The 18,431-nt window shown below is 40.3% G+C and carries 15 protein-coding genes; 2 read left to right on the forward strand and 13 right to left on the reverse strand.

Features of this window, described 5'->3' with window-relative positions; all coding sequences use genetic code 11:
* Nucleotides 1-253: 253 nt before the first annotated feature.
* Nucleotides 254-1,138 (reverse strand): LysR family transcriptional regulator, encoded by an 885-nt coding sequence (locus DUN60_RS07955; protein WP_114633688.1) that lies wholly within the window; start codon nucleotides 1,136-1,138, stop codon nucleotides 254-256.
* 196 nt (nucleotides 1,139-1,334) lie between these two features.
* Here DUN60_RS07955 and DUN60_RS07960 point away from each other — a divergent pair, with 196 nt between their 5' ends.
* On the forward strand, nucleotides 1,335-2,006 hold the full coding sequence (locus DUN60_RS07960) for a type 1 glutamine amidotransferase domain-containing protein (RefSeq protein ID WP_012603695.1): 672 nt from the start codon (nucleotides 1,335-1,337) through the stop codon (nucleotides 2,004-2,006).
* A gap of 181 nt (nucleotides 2,007-2,187) precedes the next feature.
* Here the strand turns inward: DUN60_RS07960 and DUN60_RS07965 are convergent, their stop codons facing one another.
* From DUN60_RS07965 to DUN60_RS08005, 9 genes are all read right to left on the reverse strand, one after another.
* Nucleotides 2,188-3,423, reverse strand: coding sequence for a cysteine desulfurase-like protein (locus DUN60_RS07965; protein ID WP_114633689.1), 1,236 nt, complete (start codon nucleotides 3,421-3,423; stop codon nucleotides 2,188-2,190).
* Nucleotides 3,407-4,063 carry a 2OG-Fe dioxygenase family protein gene (locus DUN60_RS07970; RefSeq protein ID WP_029223539.1) on the reverse strand — a complete coding sequence of 219 codons (657 nt, stop codon included), beginning with the start codon at nucleotides 4,061-4,063 and terminating at the stop codon, nucleotides 3,407-3,409. Before DUN60_RS07970 ends, DUN60_RS07965 begins: the two co-directional genes overlap by 17 nt.
* A gap of 947 nt (nucleotides 4,064-5,010) precedes the next feature.
* Nucleotides 5,011-5,586, reverse strand: a complete 576-nt coding sequence (locus tag DUN60_RS07975) for a DJ-1/PfpI family protein (RefSeq protein ID WP_114633690.1) — start codon at nucleotides 5,584-5,586, stop codon at nucleotides 5,011-5,013.
* Nucleotides 5,576-6,226: a bifunctional 4-hydroxy-2-oxoglutarate aldolase/2-dehydro-3-deoxy-phosphogluconate aldolase gene (locus DUN60_RS07980; protein WP_114633691.1), complete on the reverse strand. Its 651-nt coding sequence runs from the start codon at nucleotides 6,224-6,226 to the stop codon at nucleotides 5,576-5,578. Before DUN60_RS07980 ends, DUN60_RS07975 begins: the two co-directional genes overlap by 11 nt.
* Nucleotides 6,216-7,178, reverse strand: coding sequence for a sugar kinase (locus DUN60_RS07985; RefSeq protein ID WP_114633692.1), 963 nt, complete (start codon nucleotides 7,176-7,178; stop codon nucleotides 6,216-6,218). The genes DUN60_RS07980 and DUN60_RS07985 overlap by 11 nt, the downstream gene beginning before the upstream one ends.
* Nucleotides 7,179-7,275: 97 nt before the next feature.
* A complete protein-coding gene (locus tag DUN60_RS07990) occupies nucleotides 7,276-8,130 on the reverse strand; it encodes a tagatose bisphosphate family class II aldolase (protein ID WP_005423588.1) in 855 nt (284 codons plus the stop codon).
* A gap of 384 nt (nucleotides 8,131-8,514) precedes the next feature.
* Entirely contained in the window at nucleotides 8,515-10,032 is a 1,518-nt protein-coding gene (locus DUN60_RS07995) for a DUF2264 domain-containing protein (protein ID WP_114633693.1), read from the reverse strand.
* 71 nt (nucleotides 10,033-10,103) lie between these two features.
* Entirely contained in the window at nucleotides 10,104-11,717 is a 1,614-nt protein-coding gene (locus tag DUN60_RS08000; protein WP_114633694.1) for a sulfatase family protein, read from the reverse strand.
* A gap of 41 nt (nucleotides 11,718-11,758) precedes the next feature.
* Entirely contained in the window at nucleotides 11,759-12,991 is a 1,233-nt protein-coding gene (locus DUN60_RS08005; protein ID WP_114633695.1) for an anaerobic sulfatase maturase, read from the reverse strand.
* Between the two features lie 220 nt (nucleotides 12,992-13,211).
* On the opposite strand from DUN60_RS08005, the gene DUN60_RS08010 reads away from it, so the two are divergent.
* A complete protein-coding gene (locus DUN60_RS08010) occupies nucleotides 13,212-15,620 on the forward strand; it encodes a polysaccharide lyase 8 family protein (protein WP_114633696.1) in 2,409 nt (802 codons plus the stop codon).
* A 63-nt stretch (nucleotides 15,621-15,683) separates the two neighbouring features.
* On the opposite strand, the gene DUN60_RS08015 is transcribed toward DUN60_RS08010, so the two are convergent.
* The 3 genes from DUN60_RS08015 to kduI all read right to left on the reverse strand — a co-directional run bounded on the left by DUN60_RS08015 (nucleotide 15,684) and on the right by kduI (nucleotide 18,412).
* Nucleotides 15,684-16,733, reverse strand: coding sequence for a glycoside hydrolase family 88/105 protein (locus DUN60_RS08015; RefSeq protein ID WP_114633697.1), 1,050 nt, complete (start codon nucleotides 16,731-16,733; stop codon nucleotides 15,684-15,686).
* 23 nt (nucleotides 16,734-16,756) lie between these two features.
* Nucleotides 16,757-17,512, reverse strand: coding sequence for a 2-dehydro-3-deoxy-D-gluconate 5-dehydrogenase KduD (kduD, locus tag DUN60_RS08020; protein ID WP_114633698.1), 756 nt, complete (start codon nucleotides 17,510-17,512; stop codon nucleotides 16,757-16,759).
* A 69-nt stretch (nucleotides 17,513-17,581) separates the two neighbouring features.
* Nucleotides 17,582-18,412, reverse strand: a complete 831-nt coding sequence (gene kduI / locus DUN60_RS08025) for a 5-dehydro-4-deoxy-D-glucuronate isomerase (RefSeq protein ID WP_114633699.1) — start codon at nucleotides 18,410-18,412, stop codon at nucleotides 17,582-17,584.
* Between the last annotated feature and the right edge of the window lie 19 nt (nucleotides 18,413-18,431).

The raw sequence follows: 18,431 nt of genomic DNA on the forward strand, positions 1-18,431 counted from the left end.
TATGGTATCTAGTATATCGTACTGCTACAGGCTTCTCTACAATTCTATCGCTAACACGAGTCACTAAAAGTAGACAAGTATCTCAATCCTATTACTCGCGTCAAAAAACAAAAAAAGATAACGTATATCTATGTAAGCATTAGCTTTTCTGTTTTCCGCTTTAAAGTCGGTAGCTAGAGCTAATCACGACTCTTTTCAAATCCGTTCGTTATTCACTTCTATCTTGTTGGCTGTTAGCTTGAAACCTTGTCGGTTATTCATTCCAATCCGAAAAGTAAGCGACTAAGAAGTCGATAGCCAACCTTGCTCTCTGTGGAAGAAAGCGACGGTTCTGGTATACGATCCAACTGCTGGTTCCTGCTCCCCAATATTCTTCTAGCACTGGAACGAGCTTTCCATTGTCAAGACCGCCATTGAAGCTGCTTTTGGGAAGATAAACAATGCCAAGCCCTTCTTCACAAGCTTTAAGTACCGCACTCGAGTTATTGCTTTTCCAACGCCCATGCACGCGCACCGCATTTAACGGTTTTCCGTCTTTCTCAAACAACCACTGATCACTGTTAGCAATAATACAGCTGTGTAACTTCAACTGTTCTGGCTGTGTTGGAGAACCGAATTGGTCGATGTAGTTCTGACTCGCGGCCGCTGCCATCGGGCGATCCACCAGCTTCCTTGCCACCAAACCCGAATCATCAAGTCGGCCATAACGAATCGCGAAATCAATACCATCTTCGATGAAGTTAACCATATTGGTATTGAAGTTCATTTCGATAGTCAGATCAGGATGGTCTTTCGCAAATTCCATCAGCGCCGCGGCAACATGATTTTCAGCAAACGCACCCGCAGCACTCACACGCAAAGTACCGCTCAGCTGAGCTTGTTGAGACGTGACTTGTTCATTCGCCTGTTGCAGCCCGATAACCAGATCTTTGCATTGCTGATAATAGGTATGCCCAGACTCGGTCAAGCTCACCATACGAGTTGAACGCGCCAACAACGCCACGCCTACCCTTTCTTCTAGTCTCGAGACTTGGCGGCTGACATGGCTGGTGCTGCAACCCAGCTGTTTTGCTGCCGCAGAAAAGCCGTGACACTCAGCTACCGCTACAAATTCATTAATACCTTCAAAGCTATCCATACTTCACCTGTTTACATCTAACGAGTTCACATCCGACTAATTCACACCCACTATTGCTATATAGCAATAATGTTTTGCCTACTCGGCATATTATCACTCAAATGGTTTACTACTAGTATTACAGGTAACGAAACAGCGGTATCTAAATCAAAACAACGACGCTGAAACCAAACAAACGTGCTCAAAGGAACGAATCATGAAAAAAATACTAATCCCAGTGACTAACCACGCAACATTAGGCGATACAGACCAAGCGAACGGTACTTACGCTCCAGAACTGACTCATGCATTGAAAGAGATCATTGCTGCGGGTTTTGAGTACGACATCGCGTCTATCAAGGGTGGTAAAGGCCCATTGTACGGAACCGATATTGAAGGTGATTCAGTAAACGCAGAGATCTTGGCTGACGATGACTTCCAGAACCGCATTAACAACACGATTCCTGTAAGCCAAGTAAACGTTGAAAGCTACGATGCTATCTTCTACCCAGGTGGATTCGGCCTACTTTCTGACTTAGCAACCGACGAGCAATTCGCAACGATTGCAGCTAAACATTATGAAGATGGTGGTGTGATTGCATCAGTATGTCACGGCCCAGCAGCACTGCTTCCGATTGTTCTAAGCAATGGCGAGAAGCTATTAAGCTCTAAATCGGTGACTGGCTTTACTCGTGAAGAAGAGATCGACTTTGGCACCATCAATGACATTCCATTCTTATTGGAAGAATCTCTTGCTCGTAGCGCAGCGCGTTTCAACAAGGTTCAACCTTGGCATGAGCTTGTAATTGTTGATGAGCGAGTGATTACCGGTCAGAACCCAACCAGTGCGCACGCAGTAGGTGCAGCCCTCGTTAAGCAGTTGTCTTAGTTAAATCAAGGGCTTTTTCGATTAGCGATTAGCGGCTTTAGTCTTAATAGACTTTGCTAAACAGATATAAGTTCATGAAACAAAAAGAGCATACTTCCTACTCAATATTCTTGAGAGAAGCATGCTCTTTTTTAATTTTGTCACCACTAAGGTGCTAGTGACTTCTTGCTAATTACTTCTGCTAGTGGCTTCGCAAGATCCCTTCGAGCACATTGAACAACAAGTCGATCTCTTCAATCGAGTTGTAATGCATACAACCAATACGCACCACGCCCTGCTCTTCAATACCCAACTGTTTCACCAAACCTAATGCGTAGAAATGTCCATTCCACACACAGATATTATGCTCACCCAACTTCTTAGCGATGAGCTCTGGAGAATGGTTTTCAAAGGTAACCGCAAACGTCGGGGTTCTTAGGTTCGAATCAAACTCGGTTTTCCCGTAAAGCTTTGCCCCTTCAAGGTCGGCCAAGCGTTTAAGGAAGTACTCACTGAGTTGGCTCTCGTGCTTGTTATACAGCACGTAGCTTTGCTCTAAACGAGAACGCAATGAATCGGCGGGATCGCCTAACTGCGCCAAGTAATCTACCGCCGCAATCACACCGGCAAGGCCTTCAAAGCTTTGTGTTCCTGTCTCAAATCGACCTGGGCCTATATTGGTTGCAGGCTCAACCTTGTAAGGCTTTAACGTGTGTAGCCATTGAGGCGCAACATAAGCAATGCCAACATGCGGGCCGAAGAACTTATACGCTGAACACGCTAAGAAATCACAATTCAGTTGCTGAACATCAATCAAGTGATGTGGCGCGTAATGCACAGCATCAACATAAACCTGCGCACCATGTTGATGTGCAAGCTCTATAACTTTCGCCATATCGACAATTGAGCCTGTCGTGTTCGAAGCAAACGTCACCGCGACAAGCTTGGTTTTCTCGTTAAGTAGCGATTCAAAATGCGCCATATCCAAACTGCAATCCGACTCGTCTACGCGAACTTGGCGAACAATCGCGCCTTTGTCGTCTGCCGCTTGCTGCCAGCTCGATACATTTGAGTAATGATCTAACGCCGTGACGATAACCTCATCGCCCTCTTTCCAATCGCGGCTGATCGCTCGGCTAAGTTGGAAGGTCAGCGATGTCATGTTCGCACCGAACACAACGTTGCCAGAAGACTCCGCATTAAGCAGTGCTTGCGCCGCTTCTCGCGCTTGCTGCATTAAGCCCGTGGTCTTTTGGCTAGAAAAATAGTGGCCGCCTAGGTTTGAATTGAAATGGCCTAGGTATTCGGTCATCGAAGCTAAAACATTCTCAGGCACCTGAGATCCACCCGGACCATCAAAAAAGGTCACAGGCTTGCCGTTATGATATTGGCCTAAAGCACTAAACTGTTGGCGTACATCATTAAGAGTGAAGGACATTGCGCGCATCCTTAGCTGTTAGAACAAACACATCCATATAGCCCATCTCATCGTGGTCTATGGTGCGAATCGGTTGTGCATTGTGCCAAAGCTTACTGTCTGCCAGCATCGCAACCTCGCCATCACCTAACACCTTTCTAAAAAATGGTGCTTCATGTGAGTCTTGATACAGCATGATTTCACCACCCACAATGTTATGTCGGTTCACACCGATTAAAGCGATGTGGTCAAAACCATCTTGGTGAACACCTTCTGGAGCAACTTGTGTCTCTTCAAAAATAGCGGCAATACGAATCTGATGGATTTCGATTTCTTGCCCGTCTTCAAGTCCGTTGGTTTCAATAAACAGTTCACACATTTCTTGCATGCCTTCACTGCCTAAAATATTCGCTTCAATCGGCTCGAACTGACGAACGACGTCACCTTGAAAGTGATTAATGTTTTCAGACTGAACAAAGTTATGTTTGTCTTGCTCAACGACTTGTCCATTACTGAATTGAACCACCGAGTATCTTCTCAATCGAAACTGGCCATCCGCATGCTCTGTGCTTGGTAGCTTAGAGAATGATGGTGACAACTCCTCAACTGCGTGGTTACTGAGGTGGGTAATATGTAGGGTATTTTCGTGAGCATGTAACATCATCGACTCCTTAATGATTGTTAATTTACTTTCGATATTTAACGTTTTGTTTACATAAAGGATACTTGAAGATCTTGCCAAATCAACATTAAACAATCATTTATCCCGTCAGATTTAATAATTCAGACACTAAATCTAATTTAAATTTAAAAGCAGTGTATAACACCAGAATAAAAGATGACCAACTCTTAAAACTAGCACACTCCACTAGCTAGTTATAAATCCCTACAAATTTAAATTTAACGATATTATAAACTAGCAAGCTATGTTTCATATTGTGTCAGCCCTCGCACTTCAATACGTCAGCCTCCTTGCATGAGTTCAGCCCTCACTCTCGCCATCATTCATTTCTATGCTTTTGCACAGCAAAATACGACCTACCTATCAGTTGCCAAGCTATTGATTATTTACACAACAAACTGAAATTGGTTAATTTATGAGTAAGCCAGAAACCAAACGCCTTTGCTTGCGCGTCTGGAACAGGTCGAGTTCGGGGGGAACTCGGCCGCACCAAATGGCTTAGTTCCTTTCAAGGCTAGTACTTCACTGAACTTTCAGTCACGAAAACGTTTGGCTCTATACGTTTATCAGTTACTTGTCTAATCGTTCAATTAAGTGACTCAATCGCTTTCATCATGTAAATTGCTTTACGGATATTTTGAGGCTCACTGGACAAAATGTAGAGATAATTCCAAAGAGCCGTCACGATCGACTTATTTGAACGACTTGTCATCCCATTTATCACCAAAATGCTCTTGTGCCGGTAGGGCTTCTTTTTCAATCGCAGCTTGATAGATTTACTGCAAGTCTGTACTTGTGGTCTTTCTATGGAAAGTATTCATTAAGTATCGCACTATGTATACGATACAGAGTCAGATTTAAGTTTTGAGATAAGTTGCAGTTATTGAAACCTACTCACCTCCATGATAGAAATAATTAGCCCACGTTTATTCAAAATAAATGTGCTGTGCTTGCCACTCTACTTTTTCAACATTATCAGACAAAAGATGCTTAGCTACAGTAAAAGCAAACTCAAAGCTTACGCCAAGACCTTTACCACTAATGAACTTTCCATCAACAACCACTTTCTTATCTTGGAAACAACCATCAGTAAATTTCTTTTCCAGTCCACCACCGGTCGTGTAGTTTCGTCCATTAAGAAGGTGATTAGCGGCTAGTACCTTAGCTCCAGATGAACATAACGCACATATGTATTTGTCTTTCTCTATATGATGCTTTAGAAAATCAATAACCATCGAATTTGCAGATAAGTTATCCGTTCCTTTAGGCCCTCCAGGCATCATAACTGCATCATAGAGAACATCTTTTTTGTCTTTTAGCGTATAATCCGCAGATATTCGTGTTTCAAAATAGGTTTTTAACGCCGTCGTTTCCATGCAAGAGAGCACATCAACTTTGATATCTAAGCGACGCATTATGTCGATAAAAACAATCGCTTCTCCCTCTTCAAAACCATCTGCAAGCAATACCCCTACGTGCTTTGTCATTTGATTATTTTCCATCTTCATTACCCATCACTAAAGAACAAGTTTCACGTACATTTTTAGCAATAATGTCCCAATCATGATTTCGAACCGCTTCAGTTGGAGCAATCCATGTACCACCACAAGCAATAACTTGAGGAATGGCTAAGTAACTAAGTAGATTATTTGGATTCACTCCACCCGTAGGCATGAGCTGAATATTTCCATAAGGTCCCGTTAATGACTTCAACATATTCAAACCGCCTGAAGCTTCTGCAGGGAAGAACTTTAATGCAGATAACCCCATCTCTAATGCTTGTTCTACTAAGCTTGGACTATTAACCCCTGGAATGATTTTAATATCATTATCTAAACAATATTGAACGGTATTTGGATTAAATCCTGGACTAACCACAAAATCAGCACCGGCTTCTGTTGCCAGCTGCGCTTGTTCTTTGGTTAATACGGTTCCTGCACATAACACTATATCTGGATACGCTTGACGAATACGACGAATTGACTCTTCTGCCGCTTCAGTTCTAAAGGTAATTTCAGCAGCAGGTAATCCATTTTCAACTAACACTTTAGCTAACGGCACTGCATCTTCTGCATTCTCAATTTGAATCACAGGCATAACACGAAGTGCTCTTAACGTTTCTATCCATAAATTATTTTTCATTAATCTGTCCCATATCTGTAATTAGTGTTTGTAAGTAGTCCATAGGAATAATGGCTCCTTTGTGCTGAATGACTTGAGATGCAAGGCGATTACCCCAAACGCAGCTTTCAGCCATGGACGCACCTTGACTGTATGCCGCAATATAAGCCGCATTAAATGAATCCCCAGCAGCTGTCGTATCAACAAGCTTATCGACTGACTCCCCATCAACATAGCCGGATTTTCCCTCAAGAGTTGACCACATCGCACCTTTAGCGCCGAGCTTCACGACCACATGCCCCACCCCTAGTGCATGCAGTCGATCCGCGACTTCTTTTTCTAGCATATTCGGTTTATCAAGGAGTAATTCTTCATCATCTCCTGTCACTAAAGCGATATCACTTAATCGGTATAAGTTATCTAACCAAAACTTTGCATCCAGATTATTTTTCCATAATCTTGGACGATAATTAGAATCCGTAATAATCGTTGCACCATGTTTTTTTAATGTCGCTAATACGTCGAATAAAACTTCACGGTCATGAGTCGGTAAAATAGCCAATGAAATACCAGATAAATAGATAATGTCTGTATCCATAATTTTGGCGATATTAGGCACAAATAAAAGGTGCTGACACATATACTTTGCAGCCGAATTGTCTCGCCAATAATGAAAACCACGTTCACCTTCATCATCAATATTTATGCTATATAGACCGGGGAGGCGCTCTTGATCTCGCAATACCAGCGAACAATCTATATTTTCTTTTTCCCACGCTTTTAGCATCAAGGAACTGTACTGATCTTGACCTAACACCGTTAGATAATAAGGGGAAACATGTGGAAGTAAGCGAGAGAGGTAAACCGCAGTATTAAGCGTATCACCACCAAAAGATTGAGTTTGTGTAGAGAACGCATTCCCACTGAGTTCAATCATGCATTCGCCAATAATGGCAATTTTCGTCTTTTTCATACAATAACCTAAAAAAAAGCCGCATTGATTCAATTAGAGGGTTTGATTAAATCAATGCGGCAAAACCATATAAGGCTAAAATGGAACAAAACTCGTATTACAGCTTCCCTTCACTGCCACACACTCGAATTTTATCTTGAACGACTTTTTTCATCGCTTCTTTACCCGGGATAATGTAATGACGAGGATCATTCGCCCCCGGGTTTTCGATAAAGTAAGATTTCACCGCATCTGAAAAAGCAATTTTTAGCTCTGTCGCCACATTTACTTTAGTAATACCTAATTCAATACAACGACGTACATCTTCATCGGGCACATCTGATGCACCATGTAATACTAAAGGTACGTCAGTTTTACCGCGAATAATTCCTAGTCGGTCAAAATCTAAACACGGTTTTTCTTTATACAATCCATGTGCGGTACCGATAGCAATAGCGAGGGAATCAATACCCGTCGCTTTAATAAATTCAACCGCTGCGTCTGGGTCTGTATACATTGCATCTTTTTCATCAACAATTAAATCGTCTTCCTGTCCACCTAAACGACCTAATTCAGCTTCTACTGAACAGTCCCAACGATGACAAAATTGAACTACTTTACGAACGAGATCGATGTTCTTATCAAAGCTTAAATGAGAACCATCAATCATTGCTGATTTAATCCCTGCTTCTACTTTTTTCTGAATATCAGAATACGATTCATGGTGATCTAAATGCAGTGCAATAGGCATGTGGTAACGTTTTGCGGCTTCTTTACAAATACCGATTAGGTAATCAGTTCCGGCATAAGAAAATGTTCCGGGAGTACCAGCAAGAATAACTGGTGTTTGCATTTCTGCAGCAGTTTCAACAACGACCTGAGCCGTTTCTAAATTATGGATATTAAATGCAGGAACGGCATAACCACCCAACTGCGCTTTGTGGAGCATTTCACGGGATGATACAAGAAACATAATAACCTCAAGTTAAATTCTTCGTTTACTTTCGTTGTAATATTATTCGAAAGAAAACATAAATAAGATGAGCAAGATCACAGAATGAAAAATTAACGAAAGCAAATGAAAGCAATTAGGTAAGATTAAATCCCATAATATGCGCAAAATGAACTTTCGAAACCTTTCATTGCTTGTTATATTAATCTTTATGCATAAAAAGCCCAAACAGCAGCCATGCTATTTGGGCTTAAATAAAACGAGAAATGATTTACATTACTGCGCGTCTTTAGCGTTAGCTTCAAGAAATACCATGACCTCTTCTCGCTCTAATGGATTTAACCCAGCACGAGGAAACATACTTTGGGTGGTCTGTACCATTTCAATTTAATAAAAATTTGAACTCTAAAAGAATGATTCCATTTTTGATGAGTAGCAAGTTACCCCTTTTCTTAATAAATTATTCTTTGGTCTGTTTGCCCGCCCAGTTATTTTCTCTGTTGTTTGTGCCCATCGAGATGGTGCAAGTAAGCGTCTACTAAGCGGAGATTGATCTTGAATATATTCATTTTTAAATATAGCTATCACTTCTTGAGTTTCATATAGACCCAGTATTTTCATATTAATAGCAGAAATATCTAACTCAAAATTTCCTTGCTCAATCGCTAGTGGTGCTTCTTCTGCTTGCCAAAGGTTAATTTTTTCGCCACAAAACAGAGCGATATTCAAGGCTCTTAATGACCATAAACTACTAGCCGGGCCACTGTAGTTATCAACTAAACGAACATCCTCATCAAACAGCCCTTGTGTGGGTAATCCTGCTTTTAACGCACCGTTACTAATAAAATATTTCAAGTTACAATGAAAAGCTCTTTTCGCTTCACCAATCGTTATCTTGTCGCTTTGTAGATCCACAGCCGCTAATAATGGAGCAGCAGCAGCTAAGCGATAACAGGCACTACGCCCAAAAAAAGGGAATCCTTCTTTACCAAAGAAATAACGATAATTGCCAACAAAATCAGATAATGCACTCTTTATAAAAGTAGAATCAAAATCAACATCTATTTGAGTAAACCAATACAAACTGTAATGAAAAGCCCACGCATTATAGTAGTCGTAATTTCCTTTTGCCCCATCACGAAACCACCCATCACCGACATAAAACTCTTTTACCCTTTCGTATTTGTCGTATTGGACTTCATCTTCACCAATTAACGCTTTCACTACGATTTGCACGGTAAGTACAAACAAGTGCCAATTATTATCAACGGTTTCACACTGATTAACCTGTTTAAACCAAGTTACGATTTGACACTTTTCATCGATTGAAAAACAATCCCAAACCCACTCTTTGCTCATCCATAGTGCCAGTGCTAAATCTGCACTTTCACATACTTTTTGATCACAATGGTGCAGCGTTCCCCAGTAGCCTTTATGTTGCGGGTTGGTGCCTGCTAAAAAGGCTTTACGTAAAATCTCAGGTACTAAAATGGGTTGTTGGTTCAATCCAGTAATAATCGTATTAACTTTCCCGTTAGCGTGTAACCATGCAGCTAATGTTGGTAACGTTCGACTTGTTCCTTCTAATGCATCAGTTCTGGCTGTTTGTTGACTTGGTCTTCCCGGATAATAAGCATGACTATGATCCCACACAGAATAATGTATAAAAGCTTCTGCAATATAGCTAACAATAGATTCACAGTGATATTTTAAATTGACTCTTTCATCCATAAATACGTTTTTTACATACTCATCATGTTGAGTATATAGTGATTTTTTATTTACAAGTCTGATGATATTTTCTTTCATCGATTTTAAATAGGTCAGCGCATTTGGATGCTCATAAGCAATTGTTGGGCGCTTCGTTTCTCTTATTTTCTTGGGCTGATACCGCAACGTTTGTGGTTCAATTTCTACCTTCATTATTTATTGTCCTTTCAAAACGAAAAAAGCCACAAAACACGGTGGTCATGTGGCTTAGAAAAAACGTTAACTTAGTCTTTTGCTGATTCAGTTAAGATTTGATAACGATCTTGGCCCCAAGCAACTGGTTTTGGTTTATCTTTAATCCAGTTATAGAAAGCATTTTTCATCTCTTTCACTTTTTCAGGGTATTTTTTGGCTAAATCAATCGACTCTGAAGGATCTTCTTTATCATTAAATAGCTTCACCTTATTTGAACCATCATCATAGAAATACAACGCCCAATCTTGATCACGAATCGCCCATGAGCCTTTAGACAGTTTTTCTAAATTTGGGTTATTCGGAATTGTATTGGTTTCATAGGTGATCCACTTCCAGTAGCCATACCAGAACGCATCATTTTCTTCACTGTAATGTTTCGCGCCAGGGCCTGCCCAATATAAGTATTGGTGAGGTGATGTTTCCGTCTTCCCTTCTAAAACAGGCATAATGTTTTTACCATCCACCTGGATATCTTCAGGAATATCAATGCCTGCCGCAGCTAGAGCCGTTGGTAAAATATCCAATGCTGAGATCAGTGAATCGCTTTCACCACCAGCTGGAATGTGTTTTGGCCAATAAGCGACAAATGGAACTCTGACACCACCGTTATACATTTGCCCTTTAAAGCCTTTATCCATTCCATTCATTGGCATTGGCGACTCATGAACGGCTCCGTTATCAGATAAGAAGAAGATGATGGTATTATCTAACTCTCCTTTCTTCTCTAAGTTATCCATGATAATGCCAAGACTTTCATCTGCTGCATTAATCGCCGCAAAATACTTGTCCGCCTCAACATTACCAGTATTAAATCTATCCATGTATTTTGCAGGAGATGCTTCTTCTAATGGAATATGAGGCACGCTAAATGCGAGGTTAACAAAGAAAGGTTTGTCACCACTTTCATCAATAAACTTCAGTGCTTGATCGGTTAAATTATGCGTTAAATAACCCGGAGCAGAGATATTTTTACCATTTTGCCAAATAGCTGGTGAATCCCATAAAGCGGCACCCGATGCGTAAAAACTGTATGAATAATCGAAACCACGATCTTCTGGTCCATAACCTTTTGGTGTTACTGTTATTTGATTATCATGGTAATCACGGGTGCGTTTATCTTCATCAACTAGATTCTTCCCAGCAATTTTAGCATTATGCCATTTACCAATCGTCGCCGTTCGGTAACCATTTTCTTGGAAAAGCGCTGGCAATAATTTGATATCTAAAGGGATACCCAATTTAGCATCATCATTACTGTATGTACCAAAACTGGTTGGATGACGGCCAGTAAAAATCCCTGCACGAGATGGACCACAAACAGGGTGTGCAACAAATGCGTTAGTCATTTTAACGCCATTCGCCGCCAGTTTTTCAACATTTGGCATTGCTCGTTGTGCGGCATCGATCATCTTATCCAAATCGCCCTGATACCGAACAGGTACAGGGCGTTTAGCTAACTCAGTTTTATCTAAACTGTCTAGGGCAAAATTAAGTTGGCCCGTACCTAAATCATCCATCACGACAAGTAGCACGTTAGGTTGATCAGGATTTTGATTTACAGCATAAGAAAGCGAAGGTGCTGCTACACAGGCAGCAGCGACTAGGCTTGCAATTACTGTCTTCTTCGATGAGGACAGGTTCATTTTTCACTCCTTGTTATTATTTTTAAATTTATATTGTTGCATTAGATCCGTAGGGTATTTTTGATAAGGGATACCGCGTCAATCGCCGTCCCACCTTGTTGTATGGCTTGCGACATTAAATGCATAGCAGGTGCGGTTTGCGTAAAAATTTGCTGATAGGATTCACAAAGGTAATTGTGTTTATGCTTTTCTCCATCAAGAGAAACAAGTCGGTGTTTAGGGCAGCCTCCATGACATAAACGATACACATCGCATGTCTCACATTGACTCGTTAATTTAAGAGATTTTGCGGTGCCAAACCTTTTTTGTTGTTTACTTGTCGCCATTTGAGCCAATGTCGTCTGCTCAATATTTCCTAATTTATTTACGGGATAAACATAGTGATCGCAAGAATAAACATCCCCATTAGCTTCAATTACCATCGCTTGTCCGCACTCTTTTGATTGAACACAGGTCGATGCAGGGTAACCCATCCAACTGCCTAAAATGCTGTCAAACATACGAATAAAAATGTGGCCTACATCTTCTTTAAGCCATTCATTAAATACTGACATCATGAACTGACCATAACCATGAGAAGGCACAGAGAAGTGTGCTAACTCTGCATTTTTCTGTGGAGAATAATGCCCCCTAGTTGGCTCTTGGCAATTCGCATTAACTTCAACAATTGGGATAAATTGCATATGAGTTGAACCGAGATCTTTTAATGCTAGATACGTTTCTTTACCGCGTTGCCAGTTTTGATCGTTAATCACCGTTAATGTATTAAATTCAACTTTGTACTCTTTTAATAATTCAAGTGCTCGCTTCACCCGCTCAAACGTAGGCTTACCATTAACTGAAATACGATATTTATCATGAACCTCAGCAATCCCATCAATAGAAACACCAAGTAAAAAATCATGTTGAGAAAAGAACTCAGCCCATTGACGATTAATGGCTACAGCATTGGTTTGAAAGCTATTAGCAATCGTTTTACCTTCAGCATACTGCTGCTGATATTTCACTGCATTTCGATAAAAATCTAAGCCTGCTAATGTTGGCTCACCACCCTGCCAAGAGAAATCGACCTCTTGCCCCTGATGTGAACGAATATAATCACGTACATAGCGTTTGAGCATTCCATTCGACATATTTTCACTTGGCTCAGATCTCGTCTTGTTCACTACGCCATCTTTTTCTAAATAGAAGCAGTAATCGCATTTCAAGTTGCAATGAAAACTGGTTGGTTTTGCCATCATATGAAAAGCAGCATGTTGTGCATTAGAAGCCATAACGATCCCTATCGAAAGTATTTGAAAGCAAGAGCAACAATACACGAAAGTAATTTAAGATTTAAAGATCGACATCACAAACAAACGAAAGAAAACAAAAATAAATAATTTGCGATATCGATCGATAAATAACCAGTTTATTTTCGTTAACCTACGAACGTAAAATATCGAAAGTTATTTTGCATCTTACAAATTAATCAATATTTAAAGGAAATCAACTATGTATATGATCAAAAAACATCGTTTGAATACGATTGCTCTCTCTATGTTATTTCTATTTACAGGGAGCACTTACGCTGAAAAAAATGCTGAGTCAGCACAATATTTAGCAAGTGATTTTGAACAAGTAAGAAGTAATTGGGCAGAAAACTATTTAGGAGATCCCACAACCACATTTGATCAAGCACTAAAAAATATGGTGACCAGTACCAACACTTCAGCTCAAAAGAACTGGGATAGCATGACAGCGCAACCAAACAGTTTAGGTGTATGGGATGACTTACCATTAATCGATAAAAGCGACACTTTAGGCCCTAATATACGTAGCTCTTACCAACGTTTATTTACCATGGCAAAAGCCTATAGTTTGCGTGATGGCAACTTAGAAAATAATCAATTAATGCTAAATGACATCATGACTGCCATGAACTACATAAATCAAAATTTTTACTTTGTTAATCAATTAGAATATGGAAATTGGTGGCAATGGGAGTTGGCAATTCCAAAAGATATTCATAACATTTTAGTACTACTTTTTGATGATATTAAAGACAATTACCAAACCATTATAACCAATCACCTTAATGCCACTCGCTATTTCACACCAGACCCAACCCACTTAGGAGTCAGTCCTGGTGCAGCTGAATCGACGAATCCTAACTATCGAGAATCAACTGGCGGTAACCGAACCGACAACGCTCAAGTTGTACTTATTCGTGGCATGCTTGAAAACAATAGTGAAGAAATCAGCCAAGCAATTGCGGCTCTGCCAGCGGTTATTGAATATGTTAGCGAAGGGGATGGCTATTACACTGATGGGTCATTCTTGCAGCATTCTGATATTGCTTATAACGGCACATATGGCAATGTATTACTTGGTGGTTTAGGCATTCAAATGAACGCAGTCGCAGGCTCACCTTGGAGTATGGATAGCCAAACCATTAGCGCCGTTTACAATATCATTAACCAATCGTATGAACCTTTACTGTATAAAGGAGCAATGATGGATATGGTTAATGGTCGCTCTATTTCTCGAAGTGCAGAACAAAATCATGATGTTGGATTAAATATTGTCAACTCTATGTTGTTCTATACCAATGGACCAGATAGCGATAAGAATAAACAACTGTCATCACTGATCAAAACCCAAATAACCGATGATACTTATCAAAACTTCTTTGATAAAATTTACTATGTATCCACTTATCAAGCTGCTCAACATATTGTCAATGACCCAGTGATTTCACTTAAAGCTCCTCTGATTGGTAACTTCAACTACCCTTCAATGGACCGTGTTGTGCACCGTCGAAATGATTGGGCTTTCGCTTTAGTGATGCACTCATATCGTATTGGTAACTACGAATGTATGAATGGTGAAAATCTTAAAGGTTGGTTCACTGGCGATGGTATGACTTATTTATATAATGACCAACTTGATCATTACACTGGATATTGGCCAACCGTAGATTCATCTCGCATACCAGGAACTACCGTTGATAATCAAATAATGACCGATTGTACTGGTGAGCGAGGAGGTAAGAATTTAAATACCAACATGCAATGGGTTGGTAGCACGGCACTAAACCAATACGGCATTGCTGGTATGCAATTTTATAATTGGAGTGACACACTAAGTGCCTATAAATCTTGGTTTATGTTTGATAATGAAGTCGTCATGCTTGGTTCTAACATTAAAGACCTAAGTAATGGAAATAACATAACTACGATTGAAAATAGAAAGCGCTTAGCAGATACGCAATTATTTATTGATGGTACAGAGCAAACAGCACTACCATATCAAGGAACACCAACCACTTTTAGTATTCGTAATGACACACTCGCTAGCAGTGATTTAAGCTACGTTATGTTAGCGCCTAAAACTATATCAATAAGCCAAAATGATATAGATGGTAATTGGAGTGATATTGGCAATAGCAAAGGTGATGTTTCAGACTCGTACTTAAAAGCGACACTGACTCAAGCTGATCAAGCAAATTACCAATACGCCCTACTTCCTAACCAAAGCAACGATGCTGTACAAAACTATGCTCAACATCCTGATGTCACTGTTCTACGTCAAGATGAACAAGCACACGCGGTACAAGAAAATACCTTAAATATCATTGCTGCAAATAATTGGAAAAATAGTCCCGTGGATATCACCGATACTATTACACTGAACTCAATGATGGGCTTTATGATTAAAGAAGAAAGTTCAAATACGTTCTCTGTTGCAGTTAGTGAACCAATTCAGACTATCGATAGCGTAAACTTTACCTTTGATAAACAAGATATTGTAATTAAAGAGGATATTGAAAACCGTGTGGTACTAAATGGCGCAACGATTACCATTAATACCTCTGGTTTACAGGGACAGTCTTATTCTTTCCAACTTACGACTCAAGATTAAGGTTTATACAATAAAAAAGCCGATCACATGATCGGCTTTTTTATTCAATATTTTGAGAAGCATTTATTCCGCTAACTTCACAACCTCTGTTGCTGCAAGCATGAAAGCGCCCGCGCCATAATCAATGTTATGCTCAAACTTAACGTCACGTGGATTGAAGGCTGGTAACTGTACCCAACCAATCATACCGTTATCGTGAATGCATTCGAGTAATGCTGTCCACGCTTTTTCGATGATAGGTAAGTAGGTTTCTTTATCTAACACTCCATTATTAACCCCCCATGCTAAACCATAACAAAACAGAGCGGTTGCACTGCTTTCTGGGGCAGGGAAATTTTCTGGCGCTAATAAGCTAGTACGCCAAAAACCATCGTCCTGTTGGTATTTAATGACCTCAGCCGCTAAATGCGTAAATAGAGTAATGTACTCGGAACGATTCATATAATCTTCTGGCATATTCGCTAAAATACGAGGAACAGAAGCTAATACCCACCCTATACCACGACTCCAGAAAACTTTATTACCATTTTCTTCTCGTAATTCTTCGCCATTTCCCGTTGGAATATAGCGATGATCACGATAATACAACCCTGTTTCTGTATCTAATAAATGCTCAGCTGAATCCCAAAAAGCGGTATTCATATAATCCAAGTATTTTGAGTTACCCGTCTGTTTTGATAACGCGGCAAATGCAGGTGGAGCCATAAACAATGAATCACACCACCACCAATCTTTGCGGCCTAGTTCTGGCTCATTAACCATAATATCAAACGCTTTAATGGTTGGTTCTAAAGCTTCAGGTTGATTAAATTCAGGATAGATATCAAGGTATGCTTGGCAACAAACATGGTCATCAGCAAAACGAGCATTAGGCCCTGTTCTAAACCCTGTATGTAAGGCATAATCTTTTACTCCATTTAAATATTCGGTATCACCTGTTGCTTTCCATGCAGCGGCGGTGCACGACCAAAATACTCCACGCTCCCAATCCGTGTCTTTGATAAAACGTGTTTTACCACTCCGTCTTATTACACTTCTTGTTTGGTTTTCAGCTTGGTAACGATAAACCAGTTTCATTGCCTGTAATACGTCTTGCTTTGTTCCTAATGCCATTTTACCGATCCTTCTGTATTACATTAACGAGCCAACCAGCCACCATCAACAGCAATTGTATAACCATTAATGTAATCACTTGCTGATGATGACAAGAAGATTGCTGGTCCTTCAAGATCAGAAGGTAATCCCCAACGATTTGCAGGGATACGCTCTAAAATAGCCGCATTTCGAGCTTCATCGGCGCGGAGGGCTGTTGTGTTATCTGTTGCCATATAACCCGGAGCAATCGCATTAACATTGATATTATACTCTGCAAGCTCAGTCGCCAATGCACGAGTTAACCCCATTACTGCTGATTTACTTGCGGTATAAGAAGGAACGCGGATACCACCTTGATACGACAACATCGAAGCAATATTGATGATCTTACCGCCATTTCCCTGCTTAACAAATTGCTTAGCCACTTTTTGAGAAAGGAAGAATAAAGTCTTTTGGTTAATATTAATCACGTCATCCCAATCTTGTTCTGAGAATTCGAGCAAATCTTCACGACGAATAATACCGGCATTATTAATTAAGATATTAACGTGCCCCATCACCTCGACCGCTTCAGCAACGAGCTCTTCTAATCCTTCTTGCTCCATCAGATTTGCAGTAATGTAATGAAATTTACGACCTAATGCTTTCACTTGCTCTTCTGTCTCTGGTGCTGCTTGGTGGCCAACACCTACAATATCTGCACCGGCTTTTGCTAACCCTAATGCCATACCCTGACCAAGACCTGTATTACACCCCGTTACTATGGCAACTTTGCCAGTTAAATCAAAAAGTTTCATGTTTATCCCTATTCTTTTGAGAATATGTTGCCAATGAACACCAGCAACATAACAATGTAATTAAAACGACTATTTAATATCAGTCATTGCTACGTGGTCCATATCATGGAAAGTTTGGTTTTCACCGACCATTCCCCAAATAAAGGTATATGATGAGGTTCCCACACCCGAGTGAATAGACCAACTAGGGCTAATTACTGCTTGCTCATTACGGATAACCATATGACGAGTCTCTAGTGGCTCTCCCATGTAATGAAAAACAATGTTGTCGTCTTTCATATCAAAATATAAGTACACTTCCATACGACGTTCATGGGTATGGCAAGGCATGGTATTCCATAGACTACCAGGGGCTAATTCTGTCATTCCCATTAATAACTGGCAGGTTGGTAATACCGCAGGATGTAGATATTTATAAATGGTTCGAACGTTACAGTTTTCTTGGTTACCCAATGTTTCAGGAGAGGCTTCTTCACGTGTAATTTTACGAGTTGGGTAAGCGTGATGCGCAGGGGCACAATTTAGATAAAAACGAGCCGGATCTTTCGGATCAATACTTTCAAAACTGATTTTCTTTGATCCCATCCCAACGTACATCGCTTCACGTGCAGCAATCTCAAAGGTTTCACCATCAACGGTAACTCGACCAGCTTTGCCTATATTAATGATGCCTAACTCACGGCGTTGCAAAAAGAAGTCAACACCAATTTCTTTTCCACCTTCAAATGGAACCGTTTCTGATGTTGGTACAACACCACCGACAATAATACGGTCGATATGGCTGTAAGTAAGCGTAATGTGGTTTTCTTGGAACATACCTTCAATAAGGAATTGCTCGCGTAGACCAGTTGTATCTAATTGTTTTGCATGGTCACTATGAATTGGTTGACGAATTTCCATTTTAAACCTCTAAACATTA

This window comes from Vibrio splendidus (assembly GCF_003345295.1).
Taxonomy (GTDB): Bacteria; Pseudomonadota; Gammaproteobacteria; order Enterobacterales; family Vibrionaceae; genus Vibrio; species Vibrio splendidus_K.

Bases quoted from the DNA above. Each gene is read 5' to 3' on its own strand.
- DUN60_RS08005 (WP_114633695.1), bottom strand. From the start codon at position 12,991: ATGGCTTCTAATGCACAACATGCTGCTTTTCATATGATGGCAAAACCA.
- DUN60_RS07985 (WP_114633692.1), bottom strand. From the start codon at position 7,178: ATGAAAAAGACGAAAATTGCCATTATTGGCGAATGCATGATTGAACTC.
- DUN60_RS07970 (WP_029223539.1), bottom strand. From the start codon at position 4,063: ATGTTACATGCTCACGAAAATACCCTACATATTACCCACCTCAGTAAC.
- DUN60_RS08000 (WP_114633694.1), bottom strand. From the start codon at position 11,717: ATGAACCTGTCCTCATCGAAGAAGACAGTAATTGCAAGCCTAGTCGCT.
- DUN60_RS07955 (WP_114633688.1), bottom strand. From the start codon at position 1,138: ATGGATAGCTTTGAAGGTATTAATGAATTTGTAGCGGTAGCTGAGTGT.
- DUN60_RS07990 (WP_005423588.1), bottom strand. From the start codon at position 8,130: ATGTTTCTTGTATCATCCCGTGAAATGCTCCACAAAGCGCAGTTGGGT.
- DUN60_RS07980 (WP_114633691.1), bottom strand. From the start codon at position 6,226: ATGAAAAATAATTTATGGATAGAAACGTTAAGAGCACTTCGTGTTATG.
- DUN60_RS08015 (WP_114633697.1), bottom strand. From the start codon at position 16,733: ATGGCATTAGGAACAAAGCAAGACGTATTACAGGCAATGAAACTGGTT.
- DUN60_RS08010 (WP_114633696.1), top strand. From the start codon at position 13,212: ATGTATATGATCAAAAAACATCGTTTGAATACGATTGCTCTCTCTATG.
- DUN60_RS07960 (WP_012603695.1), top strand. From the start codon at position 1,335: ATGAAAAAAATACTAATCCCAGTGACTAACCACGCAACATTAGGCGAT.
- DUN60_RS07975 (WP_114633690.1), bottom strand. From the start codon at position 5,586: ATGGAAAATAATCAAATGACAAAGCACGTAGGGGTATTGCTTGCAGAT.
- DUN60_RS07995 (WP_114633693.1), bottom strand. From the start codon at position 10,032: ATGAAGGTAGAAATTGAACCACAAACGTTGCGGTATCAGCCCAAGAAA.
- kduD (WP_114633698.1), bottom strand. From the start codon at position 17,512: ATGAAACTTTTTGATTTAACTGGCAAAGTTGCCATAGTAACGGGGTGT.
- DUN60_RS07965 (WP_114633689.1), bottom strand. From the start codon at position 3,423: ATGTCCTTCACTCTTAATGATGTACGCCAACAGTTTAGTGCTTTAGGC.
- kduI (WP_114633699.1), bottom strand. From the start codon at position 18,412: ATGGAAATTCGTCAACCAATTCATAGTGACCATGCAAAACAATTAGAT.